At 59.9% G+C, this 16,172-nt stretch carries 9 protein-coding genes; 4 read left to right on the forward strand and 5 right to left on the reverse strand.

Annotation, left to right across the window (positions count from 1 at the left end):
* Positions 1–25: 25 nt before the first annotated feature.
* On the forward strand, positions 26–3,535 hold the full coding sequence (locus tag HB681_RS20440) for a tetratricopeptide repeat protein (RefSeq protein WP_213956704.1): 3,510 nt from the start codon (positions 26–28) through the stop codon (positions 3,533–3,535).
* Between the two features lie 513 nt (positions 3,536–4,048).
* Positions 4,049–5,302 (forward strand): CHASE2 domain-containing protein, encoded by a 1,254-nt coding sequence (locus HB681_RS20445; RefSeq protein WP_213956705.1) that lies wholly within the window; start codon positions 4,049–4,051, stop codon positions 5,300–5,302.
* Between the two features lie 752 nt (positions 5,303–6,054).
* On the opposite strand, the gene HB681_RS20450 is transcribed toward HB681_RS20445, so the two are convergent.
* Entirely contained in the window at positions 6,055–7,077 is a 1,023-nt protein-coding gene (locus HB681_RS20450; protein ID WP_213956804.1) for an IS110 family transposase, read from the reverse strand.
* Positions 7,078–7,207: 130 nt separating this feature from the next.
* Here HB681_RS20450 and HB681_RS20455 point away from each other — a divergent pair, with 130 nt between their 5' ends.
* Complete coding sequence (locus tag HB681_RS20455) at positions 7,208–7,750, forward strand: DUF4158 domain-containing protein (RefSeq protein WP_213956706.1); 543 nt, start codon at positions 7,208–7,210, stop codon at positions 7,748–7,750.
* 5 nt (positions 7,751–7,755) lie between these two features.
* Here the strand turns inward: HB681_RS20455 and HB681_RS20460 are convergent, their stop codons facing one another.
* The 4 genes from HB681_RS20460 to HB681_RS20475 all read right to left on the reverse strand — a co-directional run bounded on the left by HB681_RS20460 (position 7,756) and on the right by HB681_RS20475 (position 14,713).
* On the reverse strand, positions 7,756–8,388 hold the full coding sequence (locus tag HB681_RS20460; protein ID WP_213956707.1) for a hypothetical protein: 633 nt from the start codon (positions 8,386–8,388) through the stop codon (positions 7,756–7,758).
* Positions 8,369–8,617, reverse strand: a complete 249-nt coding sequence (locus tag HB681_RS20465) for a hypothetical protein (RefSeq protein WP_213956708.1) — start codon at positions 8,615–8,617, stop codon at positions 8,369–8,371. Before HB681_RS20465 ends, HB681_RS20460 begins: the two co-directional genes overlap by 20 nt.
* A complete protein-coding gene (locus tag HB681_RS20470) occupies positions 8,604–9,212 on the reverse strand; it encodes a site-specific integrase (RefSeq protein ID WP_256354487.1) in 609 nt (202 codons plus the stop codon). The genes HB681_RS20465 and HB681_RS20470 overlap by 14 nt, the downstream gene beginning before the upstream one ends.
* A 314-nt stretch (positions 9,213–9,526) precedes the next feature.
* A complete protein-coding gene (locus tag HB681_RS20475; protein ID WP_256354489.1) occupies positions 9,527–14,713 on the reverse strand; it encodes a RecQ family ATP-dependent DNA helicase in 5,187 nt (1,728 codons plus the stop codon).
* 328 nt (positions 14,714–15,041) lie between these two features.
* On the opposite strand from HB681_RS20475, the gene HB681_RS20480 reads away from it, so the two are divergent.
* Complete coding sequence (locus HB681_RS20480; RefSeq protein WP_213956709.1) at positions 15,042–15,806, forward strand: ParA family protein; 765 nt, start codon at positions 15,042–15,044, stop codon at positions 15,804–15,806.
* The last annotated feature ends 366 nt before the right edge of the window (positions 15,807–16,172 follow it).

Consider the following 16,172-nt stretch of genomic DNA (forward strand, 5'->3'; position numbering starts at 1 on the left):
GCCTGCCAGACTATTGCTGGCAACCATGGTGGCAGTGATTCCGTTGGCCGCGGTGCCTGATGTAAACCAACTAAATGAGCAGATCGTTCACCTCATCGATGAAGGCCAATATGCACAGGCACTTCAATTAGCGCAGGCGGCCTTGCAGGAAGTGGAGACGATCAATGGATCGAAAGATCTAACTACAGCTACCGCCCTAAGCAACACGGCGCGGGTGTACGCGCTATTGGGGCTTTACGATGAAGCGTTACCTCTTTACACGCGCGCTCTCGCGATCCGTGAGGGCGCGTTCGGCGCGGAGCATCCAACGACCGCTACCAGCCTCAACGACCTGGCGGGACTCTACGGGTCCATGGGGCGCTACGACCAAGCCGTGATGCTGTACACCCGTGCGCTAAAGATTTCGGAGAAAACACAGGGAGTCGAACACCTCAGCACAGCCACGATCCTGGACAACATGGCCGTGCTGTACCACTCCATCGGCCTTTATGACCAAGCATTGCCCTTGCAGACACGCGCGCTGGCGATCCGGGAGAAGGCGCTGGGCGCCGAGCATTTGATAACCGCCTTAAGCTTGAATGATTTGGGAGTGCTGTATAGATCGATGGGCCGCTACGACGAGGCGTTGCCTTTGTACACGCGAGCGCTGGCGATAAGGGAGAGGACGCTAGGCGCCGAGCATCCGGAAGTAGCCGCCAGCTTAAACAACCTAGCCGGACTCTACGAAGCCATGGGTCGCTATGAGAGTGCATTACCGCTATATATACGCGCGCTTGCAATCAAGCAAAAGGCGCTGGGTCCGGAGCATCCCGGCACGGCCAACAGCCTTTACAACCTGGCCTCGTTGTATCGCTCGATGGGCCACTTCGATCGAGCCTTGTTGCCGTATGAACGTGCGCTGCAGATCCGGGAGAAGTCGCTAGGCGCAGAGCATCCTCTTACAGCTACAAGCTTGGCCGGCCTTGCTAGCTTGTATTTTTCCATGGGGCGCTATGACGATGCGCTGCCTCTGTCCGCCCGTGCTTTGGCGATCCGCGAGAAGGCGCTGGGCACGGAGCATCCGGACACAGCTCACAGCCTGAACAATCTGGCCGTCTTGTACGAATCTATGGGGCGCTACGACGAGGCCTTGCCGCTGTACACGCGTGCGTTGGCTATCAGGCAGAAGACGCTCGGCCCACTACACCCGGACACCGCCTACAGTCTCGACAACTTAGCAAAGCTCTATCTTGTCGTGGGCCGCTATGACGAAGCCTTGCCGTTGTATTCCCGGGCACTGGCGATCCGAGAACAGTCGCTAGGGGCGGAGCATCCGGATACAGCTAGGAGCCTCATCGACCTAGCCTCCTTGTATTTCACCTTCGGTCTTTACGATAAGGCCTTGCCGTTGTACACGCGCGCGCTAGCGATCCAGGAAAAGACGCTGGGTAGGCAGCATCCGGAAGTGGCCATCAGTCTCAATGGCTTGGCCGCGCTGAATTCCGCTATCGGACGCAAAGATGAGGCCCTGCCCCTGTACTCGCGTGCGCTATCGATTCGCGAGCAGGCGCTTGGCGCCGAGCATCCGGACACGGCGTTTAGCATCAACAACTTGGCCGCTCTGTACGACTCCCTGGGGCGCTATGACAAGGCGTTGCCGTTGTACGCGCGTGCCTTGGCAATCGATGAAAAGGCATTGGGCGCGGAGCATCCAGAAACGGCTGCCGCGCTCAACAACTTAGCTGAGTTGTATAAATCCATGGGCCGTTACGATGAGGCACTCCCCTTGTTCCGGCGTGCAGTGCGTATTCTTTCTCCTACGAATACGACCGATCAAGCACAAGTTCACGGCGGTATTCAGGATCTAGCGATCTACTCAGCTAATCTGGGTGCATTTCTGGCTCAGCACAACGGTACCGCTTCACCGGACGAAGCGATCTACTACTACAAGCTTTCAATCAATGCCCGGCAGCGCATGCGCATTGGCGCCCGCGGCTTAGATGCGTCGCTACGGCAGTCACTTACCACGAAGGTCGAGCATCCCTATCACGATCTCGTCCAACTTCTCATCCAGCGCGGCCGATTGGCGGAAGCCGAGCAAGTCTTGTTGCTGCTCAAGGAGTCAGAATTCAATGCATTCTTGCGGCGTAATGGTTCCACCGGCGAAGTCAAGGCCGAAGCCTTAGGGTGGACTGCTGAGGAGCAGGCTTTGAATCGCGATCTCGCCGGAATCGCCAAACAGTGGCGCGAATTAGACGGACGCCGCTTGCTTATTCACGAGCGAGTGACGAGAGGCGAATTGCAGATGACGTCCCCGGAAGTTCAGGTGCTCGACAACCAGCGACTTCAGTTGGAAGACCGGACTCAAAACGTTCTCGAGGACGCGAACCGGCGGTTCACGCAGGCAAGTCAACAGGCGAACGCTCGTCGACAGCAAGCCTTCGAGAACGCCCGAACAGCCTTGTCGATGAAGCTAGACGAACTTAAATTGCGTGCTGACGGGGGCTTGCGCACAGCCGGTCTCTTGCTTTTGCCGAGCGAGCGAGGCCTGACGATTATCGTAACCACCGACCAAGGCGCGGTGCCGTTGATGCGCGAAGTTTCCGAGGCCCAATTAGGCGAGTGGGTCAACGATCTTCGCGTGGCCCTGCAAACCGCGAAGGGCGACTACAAACGGCCAGCTCGATTACTGTATGAGCATCTGATCCAGCCGGCGGAAGAGCAACTCAAGGGAGCCAAGGATGTCGAACAGTGGGCAATTCTGCCATTCGGAGTATTAAGCGATGTACCTTTCGCCGCGCTCATCCAGGCGGATGGCAAACATTTGATCGAGCGCTACGCTGTGACAGTACTGACCGCTGACGGGACGGCCAGGCTGGAGGGACTGGAAACGGAACCCAGAGACTCCTGGGAAGGGGTAGCCTTAGGAGCGTCGCAGGGGGATCCCGAATTTGACAATCTGCCGCTGGCCGGCGTGCAGCGAGAAGTTTGCGGCATTGTTCGCGGTCACGCCGAAGCAGCGTGCAACGAGGACGACGGTGTGATCGCGGGAGATCGGTTTCTGGATGCAAGCTTTACTGAGGGCGTTCTGAAGCAATTGATGGGTCGATCGACGTCGGGACGAAATTTCCTCCACATCGCTACTCACTTCAAACTTGAGAATGGAAAACTACAAATGGGGGATCGCAGCAAAGTCTCGATCCACACAATCGAAGCATGGAGACCTAGTATGGGCAAGTACGATTTGGTCGTACTCTCAGCATGCGATACGGGAAGGAGTAATGGGGGGGTCGGGTCGTTGGGGGGGGTGTTTCGCTCGGCCGGCGCAAAGTCAGTGCTGGCCACTCTGTGGCCTGTAGCCGATGTGGGCGCAGCACCGCTCATGGTGGATTTCTACAGGCAACGCGGAGAGAAGCGAAAAATGAGCAAGTCCGCGGCGCTCAGATGGGCCCAACTGGGATTGCTTAGTGGTCGCATCAAAGGGCAGGCTGGCTACGAGGACCTTAGCCATCCCCATTATTGGGCGCCATACGTACTGATGGGCAACTGGCTGTAGGGGTGAAGCGCGCTCGCCGAGAGGGAGCAGCCGAATGCATGCGGGGGCGTCCGAATATCGGTGTGTGAGGCAGTTGATTGAATCGGTTTGACTGCTTTCTCTTCTGTCTTGAGGCCCCTGCCGGGCCGCCGGAGGCACCCCGGTTCCCCGGTTAAGCATGTATTCATGCTCTGTCGGCGAAAATGCTCAGAGCGGGACCTTTACGCAGTGGCGGGCGGCCTACTTGGCGTTCCACCGAGATCGCATATTCAGAGCTCGTTTGCAGCCCTGACGGCTTAGGCCTGCAAGACACGCAGTGCGCGACTGAGAGCGCGGAAGACCACAACGTGGTGTCACAAGACTGCGACACTTGTACGTTGCGCACAATTCCGGCATCCTCAAATCTAGATGCCACTCCCCGCACCTTCCGCCGATCTCAATAGAAAAAGGAAGACTCTGCAACGCCTTCTTCTAGTGTGCTGGTGGCGCACAAGGAAGAGGCTTAAAAAGCTCGTTAAAGACCGCCGCGTCCAAGTGAGCGCCCTTTTCTTTGTTCTTGCAACTGGCTTGGTTTTCGAACTAGAAGAAAAGATCGGGGACATTCTGGATGGCGCCGCGCCACGATCCGCTTTTTCTGCACGCGTATTCGATATTAGTCGTGCATATGAATATTTGGTTACAGGCTGGCCCCGCCACCAAGTTCCAAGATACACCGTTTTGGTCGAACTAGACACCAAAAACGATGTAACCGCAGTTGGATTGGCCTCGAACATTTGCCTGCAACGCGCGTATCTCGCTCAGTTATTACCGGCGATTTCCGAGCAGCACCCAGCCACGATCGTTATCGACAAATCATTTGCCGAAGAAGGCTGCATCCGCGAACAGTCTCCCGACCTACATTCGACCCAAGATTTACAAGAAGCCATCGCGCATGTAAGTTCAAAAATACCAGTAGTTGTTGGATTAAAAATTGAAGGATCAACCTTGAATGCGGAGGGATTTATTACACCCTCTTCGTCGTTGCAACGCGCAGTACAGTTTCCTTTTGCTCCGCTTCAAAGTGGCGGCATTATGTCCTTGGATGTTGACAACCGACGCATTGCTCTGGGGTGGGATATTTCGCGCAACGGGTTGGATCCGCCTCAGCATGTGAATTCACTTGCCCTCCAAGCTGCTCTGGTATACGACGAAAAATTACTAGACAAATACGATCGTTTGCGCGACCTGATTGTAGGCCGCGAAAGTCCGTTTATGAGTTTTATAGATCCATCGAAATTGATTCGATTTAATTCCGGCGATTTGATTTGCGAATGGCCCAAGGTTCACGGGGATTTAAAAATCTTGTGTCAAAAATATGCTTCTTCCCAACAAACGCTTCATTCCAATTATCTTCGCGGCCGCATTGTATTGATCGGAGAAGTGACTGAAAAACTCGATATACATCGAACAATTATCGGTGATGTGAGAGGCGCGGCCTTGCAGGTCAACGCCATCGAGGCAATTTTAGACGAACGATATTTCCTGCCTGCGAGTGGCACGATAAATCTTCTGGTTGGGTTTATCTTTTATTTGCTCTTGGAAATCTCGTTGAGAACCGTGCCCGTTTGGCTATCGATAGTTCGCACTGTCATTCTTACCGTTGGTACTTTTTTCATTTTGGCGTTTTCCGTTCGTTATTTCGCTTATTACATCAGTCCGGCCGCAGGATTAGTTGGAATGGCATTTCGCTTGCTGGCGGCATTCGCTGAAATCCTTTACAGCATAGGTACAAGCCATGAAAAACACTGAGCCAGGGCTTTATCGCGCATTACGCTGTGGCCTATTTGTCTGCCTGAGTCTGAGTGCGGCACTCGCTCCATTCGTTGGAACTGCCCAGACGGAAGAACCCGTGAAAAAGCAGCGACGAGTTGGTAGTGACGCAGGCACTCCCGGGCACACCGAGCCGCGGGTGCCTGCTGGCTATCCAGCGGGTACTCGCGACGCAGCAGCTTCCGGAGAAAACGCCGATCACGCAGCCGGGAACAACAAAGCGCAGCAGCGGGCCGAGTCCCGGAACACATCCAAGCAACAAAGCAAAAAGAATCGAAAAGATGAATTCGTCCGCCCGCAATGATTGAATCCTGATTCCTCGCGTGATTCGACTGCGCATGCTGAGGCGCTAACAGGCACCCGCGCGCAGTGTTTATTTGGTAGCCGGCTCCGTACCTTTCTTCGCTCTCGCATACTTGGGGTAATGGTCCTTTTCGTGAATGTATGGACCCTGCGCCTTTTGCAAGCTCTTTTCAGTGACGTCAAACGGTCTGCATGCATGTATACGGCTTGCCGGTGGGCGCGTCGAAACATGCCCGCAGCCTCGATGAGATCCGCACGCCCCGTCCTCAGTAGATTGACGGCTTGAGCCCGAAGGCGCAGCCGGCACGAAAAGCAGGCTTGTGGGCGTTGGTCCAACCAGTTTTGTCATCACTTCCGAAAGCTTCGCAAACCAGTGCTGGGTGTGATCCTCCTTGATTGAAAGCTGGTGCTCGTCGCCGATCGCTTGCTCAAGACGCTGCGGCGCGGCGGTAAGGCGTGTCGCTGCTCAGCAGTGCCTGGATCACCCGCGCGTTCTTGTTGGCCAGCGCCACTGCCGCGCGGTTGTAGCCGCGCCGAGCGATCAGATCTTGCAGCCATCGACTCTGCGCATCGGTCTTACCGACCGCATAGCGCAGCACGGCCCGCGCGCCGTGTATCAACAAGGTTCGAAGATACTTGTCGCCTCGCTTGCTGATGCCCCTGAGCTGCGATTTGCCGCCCGACGAGTGCTGTCGCGGAACCAACCCTAGCCAAGCCGACAGATGTCGACCATTCTTGAACTCCTTGGCCTCACCGACGGAAGCGACCATGGCCGTCGCCGTGATCGTGCCGACGCCGTCGATGGCGGCGATCTTCTTGCAGAGCGCGGACTGCTTCATGAATGACTTGAGCCAGGTCTCGACGTGCCTGGTGCTCTCCTCGAGCGCCTGAATCTGCCGCGAGATTTCCAGCACCATGGCTTGGCAGACGCTAGTCACTTCGCCTTCACATGCGGCCACCATCTGAGGAACCTCGCGCTTGAAAGCCTGGCGCGTTTGCGCCATTGACACGCCCCGTTCCGTCAGCAGACCTCTGGCCTGGTTGATCAGGGCCGTGCGTTGCTGAACCAGCAACTCCCGGACACGATGAACCGCCTGGATATCCTGCTGCTCGACTGATTTCACTGTCACGAAATTCATCGTCGGACGGCTGGCGGCTTCGACGATGGCTTGCGCATCGTTGCGATCGTTCTTGTTGGTCTTGACGAACGGGGTGACGTACTGCGGGCTGATCAGCCTTACCTCGATGCCCATGGCCCGGAAGCATCTCGCCCAGTGGTGCGCCGAGCTGCATGCCTCCATCGCGACGACGCGAGGGCGTGACTCGCGAACTGTTTCCAAGAACGCAGCGCGCGTGGCCTTCGCGGTATAGAGCGCGCGGCCTTGTCGATCGGCGCCGTGAAGCTGGAAGAATCGCTTGGCCAAGTCGATGCCGAGAATGTCAATTTCCATGATGGGGTAAACGTATTTTTTCAACAAATTGACACGGTCACGTGCAGGCGGGAGTTTGCGACTTGATGCTGCGGTTTGTAACCGCGGCCTCACACGTTCGTGTCAGGAGTAGATTCGCGGCTCCAACTTCTTGGAGCACTTCCTCGTGTCGTCGTTTGCCAAGCGCTTTATCGGCGTGGAGAACTTGCCTGCCAAGATGTCCGAGTTCGATGTCCAGCAGGCGTTTTGTCTGAGCAAGGACGACGTCAATGCGATCAGCGAGCGATTTCGCCACGATCGACGCGTTGCTGCGGCCATCCAGATGCTCTTCCTGCGCGCAAGCGGGCGACCCATGGACCGCTTCGCATCGGTCCTAAAGACGCTGTTACGGTCCGTATGTGACGCGCTGCAAACTTCGGCGGTGAGCATTGCTACCCTGCGGTCGCTATACGAACGCCGCCAGACCTTGTACGAACATCAAGCCTGGTCACGAACTTACCTGGGGCTGCAGGACTTCGACGACGCCAAGGTGAAGCAGCTTGAGCAGGTCCTCGCCGTCGCTGCACTCGAGGCCGCGCATCCAGAGCCGTGGCACGCGCGGCCCACTCACGCTGTTGTCGATCGAGGTCTGCGAAATCCATGGTGTTCTCTTTTCCTTGGCGGTCGATCGCCGCTCGTCTTGCGATCCCAGTGACTTGCCTACTTGAGAAACGACTTCAGAATCACGGGGCAGCTTCGCTGCAGTGGCCGACCCGGTCTCGGCGTCGGACTCAACGCGGTGACGGTCCGTTGTCCTGTGGCAACAAAGACCTGCTCAATCGAACCCGCCATATTTCGAATCTCCCCCACGATTGCGTCAGGTCGCACCTCCAGCTTGATGTCGGTAAGCCCACCATAGGCCGGCGGCGATCCAAACTTGATTTCTATTAACTGCCATTCGCCGCGCGACGGCAGACGCTCGACCCTCAAGCTCCCGTCAGCGGTGGAATACCGATGGTTAATAACCTGCATGACCGGCACCTTGAGTTCCGATTCCATCTTGCAGACGTCGTAGATCGTTCTTTCCACCCTGCACGCAGTAGGTCCGCAGTCAAGGTAAAACTCATACGCCGGCGTTTCCGAATTTCCCGAGCGCTGCTCGGTGGCCGCGAACATGGCGGAGACCTGTGGATAGGTCTCTGCCATGGAAGGCAAGGCGGCCATTGCGGATGCCAGTGCCCCCGTCGCAGCAGTGATTTTTCTCATGCTTCTTTCTGCTTCATGGTTGACCAGCGCTGAATCCAGCTGTCCGTCTTTTCTGTTGATTACTTCATTATTGATGTACATGTACACCAATGTCAAGCCTTGTTCTTGTGACCTTGCCGAACTGCTTTTCAGCGTGTGCCAGGAGTTCATCCTTCAACGGCCGAAAGCGAGATGAGTCAGGGCTGACAAGAAACGCCTTCCATGCGCTTTCGCTGTAGGCCGCGGGGCCAAGGCCTCGGTTGAAGACGGTCAGCGCGACGGCTTGCGTCAAGCCGGAGGCCTCAACTAGCGCGCGCAACCGTTCATTGTTCGTCATGGTGCCAGTGTTCATGTACACCATCATATAGCATGGGTGAACACTGCTTCACTGCGGCCGGCAGGTAGTCGTCCGTGTGATCCAAACTGGCGTGACCAAGCAGCCGTTGAACCAGTTCGATGTCGTTGCCCTGCGCGACCAGCCGTGTCGCAAAGGTTCTGCGACCTGAATGGCTTGAGCATTCGACCAGGCCCGCATCTCGGTATAGCTTGGTCACATGGGCCAGCAGGCTGTCGCACGCTAAGTAGGTCTCCTCGCGACCGTCGCCCATACGCCGACGCTTGCCTGAAAGCTCGAACTCGGTTCCCTTGTGTGTGAGCACCAGGGCAGTTGTCGGGGTCAGGCCGCGAAAGCGCTTGCTATCGAATTCCGTACCCATCCCCTTCGCCCACCGGTGCTCGATGTAGCGATCCAGTGCCTCGGTCGCCTGCGCGTGTGTGAGGTACACGCAGCGTTGCCTGCAGCCCTTCGTGATCGCCGCCCGCAACGATACCTCGCTTCGAAGCGCGCCATTGGGCAGCAGTACATCAGAGACAAGCAAGCGCGCTATCTCGGTCACGCGCATCGCGCACGTGAGGCCTAGCAGCAGTACCAAGGCGTCTCGTTCGGGGTGTCGGTCGGCTTGTGGCTGCTGTGACACGCAGCAGGTGGCGCATCTGGGCGGGCCGCAGTGTGGCCGCACGTTGCTTGTCTGTCATGGCTCCCTCGATCTCTGAATGGTGCTGAATTCAACCGTGTTCCGAGAGAGAAAGCTTCGAGCCTCCTTTCCAGCATATCGCAAGCACTCATGCGGGGTTCTCGGAAACTTGGGGAGACATGGTTGCGTAGACTTTGATCGTCACGCTGCACACCAGAGAGGAATACCTTTGTTCTACCCTCTGCCGTCGTGACGACCTTTTCGATTTCACCTCATGCTTTCGGCACGGAATCTGAGATATCCAGTTGGATCTCCACCAGCGGCGTCTCCCATTCATCCCCCCGCAAGGACGGCAAGTAGTCCTCGGGCGTCTGGGATCGCGTTCGAACCATGACTGCCACGACGGACGCGTTCCGTCCTTGAAGAGGGACCTCGTCCACGCTCGTGGCGAGCCGGCCAACGATCTGACCCGACATCGACTGGACGAATCTCCCCTTCACTTCCACCAGATCTCCAGGCCGAAGTGATGCGATAGCTCGGTGAGTTGGATCCGCCGGCACCTTGCGCCCGGCGAACCCAATGTCCATGCTGGCCGGCCCCAGCATGACATACCGGCGCTCGAGGTCCGCACGATGTCGAGGTCGCGCAGCCGGCAACTGGTCCTGTACTCCATCCACCGTCCCCAGATCGACGAGATAGGGGTTGCGCCCGCCCTCTGCCCGCATCAGGGTCAAGGACTGCCGCGCCCGCGTCATGGCCACGTAAAGCAGCCGCCGCTCATCTTCCTGATCCCAGCGCCAGTCGGCACAGTCCATCACGATGATGTGATCGAATTCCAGGCCCTTGGCAGCATGCGCGGTCATCAGCTTGACGGCGCTTTCCCGGCCGTCGCGCCGCATCTCGCCTGCCATCTCGTAGAAGAGCTCGAGCACTTCTGCGGCGGGCACGATGTCCGCCTGAAGCGTCGATGCGATGTCCTCGACAATGTCCAGCAAGTCCTGCAAAGCGGCGTTCCGCGGTTGCGCCCGTCGTTGCCGATTCACGAGCCTGCGCAATGCGCCTAGCCTGATCATGCGCACCTGGCGCCGTCGAAGCGCCTGCGCCAACGCCCAGCCTTCACGTGTTCGCATGAGCGAGATCTGGCCCTTGGCCGCCTCCGGCCCCGTGACCTCGCAGGACAGCCCTTCGACATCGCAGATGACCCGCATCTTCTCTAGCGGCGCGTGCGTCCGACAAAGCACCGCGATCTCCGAGAGTTTCACGCCCGGGTCGATGCGCCGGATACGCTTGATCTCGGCGTAGACAACCTGGGCCTGGCGGTTCGGATCGGCCGGACTGGTGATCAGGCGCACCGCACCGCGACCCTCCTTGTCCATTTCCGCCCACCGCCCGCCGGGCGGATCGTCCTTGCGCCGCGCGTCGATCCGGATCGGGTGATCGACCTTCATCCGGTCGGCCCCGCGCTGGATCACGTGATTGGCCGCCGAGATGATGTTCTGGGTGGAGCGGAAGTTCTCGACCAGGTAGGTGAGCTCGCCCTCGTAGTCGGCCCGGAAGCGCCGGATGAATTCGATGTTCGCGCCCTTGAAGGAATAGATGTTCTGGTCATCGTCGCCCACCGCCATGATGCTCAGCTTGGTGTCGGCATCGGCGCGCCGGCGGCCGGCCAACGCGCTGACCAGCGCGTACTGCTGCTCGTCAATGTCCTGGTACTCGTCGACGAAGATGTACTCGTAGCCCTGCAGCAGCCGATCCCGGATCTCATCCGCATCGGTCAGGGCCGAACTCCTGCCTTCGAGCAGGTCGACGGCATCCTGCAGCATCTTGCCGAAGTCGATGCTGATGGCCGTGCGCTCGGCCCCTGCGAGGCTGGTGCCGGTCAGGCGCAGCGCCATGGCGTGGTAGGTCATGACGAGCACGCCCCGCGCGTCTTCCCCGGCCAGGGCCAGCAGGCGCCGGCGCAGCTGGATCGCCGCGCCTCGGTTGTAGGCAAGCGCGATGATGCGGCCGGGGCTTACGCGCTCCACCCGCAACAGGTAAGCGATACGGTGCACGATCACCCTCGTCTTGCCCGAACCCGGCCCCGCCAGGACCAGGTGGTTTCCGGTCCTGGCCTGGGTGACCAGCGCCTCCTGCACAGGATGCTGGAGATCGTCCACGATGCGCCGATAGGACTCGTCCGTGGTCTTGCGCTCCAGCAGGACGGTCCTGCCGCGGAAGAACTCCCTGATGAATTGCTTGTGCGGCAATGTGAAATACGCCTGGACCAGGCCCAGCGCCTTCGCCGGATCTTCCACACCGAGCTTCGCGTACTCGTGCATGACGTGGGTCTGCAGAGTTCGTTCCTTGTAGAACTCCTCCAGCGGCGCGAAGGCAGCCTGGTTGAAGCGTCGGGAGGTGTCCCCCTCCATCCGGATGGTCATCGCCGAGCGAAAGACCGAACGCCCCTTGTCCAGTTCGAGCACGCGCGTCTGGTGCAGGTACAGCAGCGCATGCTCCAGCGCCACCTCCGGCTCGCGCAGCTGGACCTTGAGCACCAGGTCCTCATTGAGCGCATCGATCAAGGCCTGGGCCTTGCACTCCACAAGGCAGGCGCCTTTGACGCCGTCCGGTACCTCGGCCAGCAGCCGCATGAGCGTGACCTGGGCGACGGCGCGTCTCAGTTCGCAGATCCGGCGGATCTGGGACCACGGGCGGCGCAAGGTCACGCGCAAGGTGTCATCACCGAGCGATTGCAGCTGGATCATGCCGCGCTTGTCATTGCCGGAGCCGAATCCATCGGCCATTGTTCTCAGACAGGCTCGAACCTGCGTGGGGTCCACTTGCGACGCCCCGTCACCGAGCTTTAGCCGACTGCGCAGCTCCGTGCAGACGGCCCGCAGATTCAGGTGTTGCTGGGCTTCGTCCTGATCGGCGTCGGGTGCGTTCTCCGCCATGAGCGCCAGGAGTTCCTTTTCCAAGGCGAAGAGGAACTCGAGGCGGGACGCGGATGCCCCGCGAACGCCGCGCAACAGGCGCACCGTCAGCCCGAGGTCGTTGACGAGGATCCCCAGCTTGGCCAGCTGGTGGACGATCCGAAAACACTCCTCCGGCTGGATGCCGGCATCGAGCATGAGCTCGTCGGTGCTCAGGCCCTCGGGCGTGTCCGAGCGAAACAGCGCCGTGGCGACGGCCAGGAATTTCTGCTGGTCGCTGGCCGGCAGATTGGCCTTCTCGATCCGGTCCTTGGCCTCCTGCAGCGAGGCCACCCGCAGGCTCGCCGGAAACACCTTGGTCGCGTTCTCGTTGCGCTTCAGAAAGCTGTGCCGCTCCAGCCAGGCGATGGCGGTCGTCACCTTGGTGGAAGCGTCCGGTGCGTCAATGTCGATGGCGGTGCCGCTGCTTTGCGCGAGGAGTTCCTTGGCTGAGATGACGATCTCGTCCTGGCCCAGCTTCTTCGCCTGGCCGCGCAGGGCGCGAAGCAGGCCGGTGAAATCGCGCTGCGACAGCTGGGAGGACGAGGAGAGGCGGAACTGGGTCTCCACGTCCTGGGGATCAAAGAGCAGGACGCACCGGGCTTCGTCGCCGTCACGCCCTGCCCTGCCCGCCTCCTGCAGGTAGTTCTCCAGCGAGCCGGGGATCTCCGCGTGGATGACGAGCCGCACGTTGGGCTTGTCCACCCCCATGCCGAAGGCGTTGGTGGCCGCGATCACCTGCAGCTCGCCCTCCAGGAATCGGCGTTGGGTCTCCTTGCGCAACTCGGCACTCAGGCCCCCGTGGTAGCAGGCGCAGGAGAGGCCTTGTTGCGCAACGATCTGAGCCAGGGTCTCGGCACTCTTTCGGGTGGCGCAGAACACCACGGCGGCGTCTTCCTTGCGCAAGCCGTCGCGCAGCAACTCGACGATGCGCTGGGGTTTTTCACCGCCCGCGGTGGGCACCACCGCATAGGACAGGTTCGTGCGCTCGTGGCCGCCCAGGAAAGTCTTCAGCTCGATCTGGAGGCTTTCCTGGAAGTGGCTGCACAGGTCCTCGATGACATCAGGCTTGGCCGTGGCAGTGAAACAGGCAACGGGCGCCTGACCCGGGAATTGCTCCCGGATGAAGCGGGAGACGTAGAGATAGTCCGTGCGGAAATCATGGCCCCACTTGGACAGGCAGTGCGCTTCGTCGAACACCCAGGCGGCAATCTCGCGCAGGCGGATCGCCTCGACGAAGGTACGGCTTCGGAACTGTTCGGGGGAGACCAGCAGGATGCCGATGTCGCCCAGCCGCACGCGATCCAGCACATCCCTTCGCTCCAGCGGGGTGAGCATTCCGTTGACCGTGGCCGCGCACTGGATGTCGGCCTTCATGAGGTTCTCCACCTGGTCGCGCATCAGCGACTGCAGCGGGGAGATCACGATGGTCAACCGGCCTGCGCGGCGGTAGTGGACCAGCGCGGGAAGCTGGTAGCAGATGGACTTGCCGCCACCGGTGGGTAGAACGGCCAGCAGGCTCTCGCGCGCCAGGCCGGCGCTCACAATGGCGCGCTGCAGGGATGTGCCATCGGGTGCGGCCGGATGGGCCCGGAAGCCCGGCTTGCCAAACAGCGCCGACAGGAGCGACTCGGGCTGGTGGTTTTGGCGGCAGTACGGGCAGTCGACCTGGCCGCAGTCGATCTCGCGCAGTTCGGCAATCAGCTGTCGGACGGCGGGCAGCTCATGAAAGACCCAATGCGGCAGGATGGAGTTGCCGCCGGAGACCCGGATCCAGCCCAGGGCGAAGGCGACGGACCACGGGTCGTGCCCGTCAAACGGGTGCGCGACATCCGCCGCCAGTGCGCGCAGGCGCGTGGCGCAGCATCGATAGGCGAAGCGGGTCGCCACGAGGCGTGCGGCGCCCTCCCCCGTCGGCGCCGTTTCCTCCCGGATCTGGGCCAGCAGCGTGGCCATGCCCTCGTCGTCGCGCAAGAGGAAGTGCAGGAGCGCGAGCCACCAGGGCTCCTGCCCGTGTGTTTCCAGCAGCGCCTCGACGGCTTCCTCGAACACGTCGAGCGCCACCCGCGCATCCTTGGTCGGGTTGTTGCGCTCGTCGGTGAGCAGCTTGTAGCCCTTGACCAGCCGGTGATAGGGATTTCTCGGAAAGGCGAGTGCCGACAACTCGAGGGTGTCGAGCACCGCCCAATGAAGGCATTCGAGCTGTGGCAGCTGCGCGCGCAGCAGAGGCAGATCATGGCGCCGCAGGTTGTGCCCGAGGAGCACCCTGCCCTCGCGTGAAATGCTGTTCAAAGCGGCAACAACCGAAGGGGCCCTGGCGGGTGAGCAAGCGCTGTTGAAGGTGTCCGTGTTGTCGGAGCGCACGGCGCCGACGGCGAAGATCCGGTCGCCCTTCTCGGGATGGGCTTCGACATCGATGGAAACAAGTCGACCCTCGGCAGCAATGCGCCGAGCACGAGCGCGCAGGGAATCGACGACAGGCGTATCCAACGAGAACGCAGCCAAGGGGCTGGGCAGGTGAAGAATCGGTCGCTTGTAACCGACAGCGAGCCCTTCCGACAAGAGGGCCGTCCCCGTAGCCAAATCTGCGCGCCGGAATTGCCAATTCCTACCGTTGTCGGGCGCCCGAATTTGCGCATCAAGGCATGCTGCTGGATCGATGGCGCAAATTCTTCTGCGCAATTACCGGCGCTGCGTCTGAACGACAGTCGGACGCAACGTACGGTGCGGTAGCGAAAAGTGGTGCAGCCAGTTGCGCCACAGCAGGAACTTTCGAGCGTGCAGCCTTCCATCCCATAGACTTGCGGGATTCGCTCCCAAGGATGACAAACAGATGTTGCGCGTGGTGTTCAATCAAAAAGGTGGCGTGGGCAAATCCACGATCGTTTGCAATCTCGCCAGCGTCAGCGCCTCTCAGGGGTTGCGCACACTCGTGATCGACCTCGACCCGCAGGGAAATTCAAGCCAGTACCTGCTGGGCGAACAGGCGCAGGACGCAACGCCCAATATCGCGACCTTCTTCGACGCGGCCCTGAGCTTCAGCTTCAAGGAGCCGCAGTTCGAATCATTCATCCACGAGACGGAGTTCGAAAACCTCGACATTGTCCCGGCGCATGCGGACCTCGACGCGTTGACGAGCAAGCTCGAATCCCGTCACAAGATCTACAAGCTGCGCGACGCGCTCAAGACCCTCAAGGGGTACGACGCGGTGTACATCGATACGCCGCCAGCCATGAACTTCTACGCGCGCTCGGCACTCATCGCGGCTGCACGCTGCCTGATCCCCTTCGACTGCGACGATTTTTCACGCCGGGCGCTGTATTCGGTTCTCGACAACGTGAAGGAAATCAAGCACGACCACAATCGCGGCCTGACCGTCGAAGGAATCGTCATCAACCAGTTCCAGTCCCGCGCAGCGCTCCCCCAGCAACTCGTGAATGAGCTGATCGATGAGGGCCATCCGGTCCTGAATTCCTACCTCTCCCAGTCTGTCAAGATTCGCGAGAGCCACCAGTACGCCACGCCCATGATCTATCTCGAGCCGCGCCACAAGCTCGCCCAGGAGTTCGTGGCATTGCATGAAGAGTTGAGCGCATAGGCGAGGCTGCCACCTCTTGATGCGGCCTCGGGAGGCGCCTATGGCCTCGAAGTTTCATGGCGTACACATGACTATCGGCCGCAAGCGCTTTCTCGCGAGCCTTCCGGTTAAGTGATACCCGGCAGGAGAGGCCACACGTTGAGCCTCGACTCGATCCAGAGGTCGAATCGTTTGCCAGGTGGCCTTCCTCCTTACGGACCCACGCGATAGAAGAAGTACGTGGCCTTGTATGGCACTCGCACGAGCTTCGCGGCATTGGTCGCATCGCAGCGCTCAGTGGGCGCGATTCCGCCGACCGTCCTGACCCGCTGGATGCTTGCCGTTCGAGCAAAGGCCCCGGTGTCACTGGACGCCTTTCGAGCGACT

This window comes from Variovorax sp. dw_954 (genome assembly GCF_018449755.1).
Classification (GTDB): domain Bacteria; phylum Pseudomonadota; class Gammaproteobacteria; order Burkholderiales; family Burkholderiaceae_C; genus Variovorax.

Excerpts from the sequence above, each read along its gene's own strand:
- HB681_RS20465 (WP_213956708.1), bottom strand. The coding sequence starts at position 8,617 with ATGACGAACAATGAACGGTTGCGCGCGCTAGTTGAGGCCTCCGGCTTG.
- HB681_RS20480 (WP_213956709.1), top strand. The coding sequence starts at position 15,042 with ATGTTGCGCGTGGTGTTCAATCAAAAAGGTGGCGTGGGCAAATCCACG.
- HB681_RS20450 (WP_213956804.1), bottom strand. The coding sequence starts at position 7,077 with ATGGAAATTGACATTCTCGGCATCGACTTGGCCAAGCGATTCTTCCAG.
- HB681_RS20440 (WP_213956704.1), top strand. The coding sequence starts at position 26 with ATGGTGGCAGTGATTCCGTTGGCCGCGGTGCCTGATGTAAACCAACTA.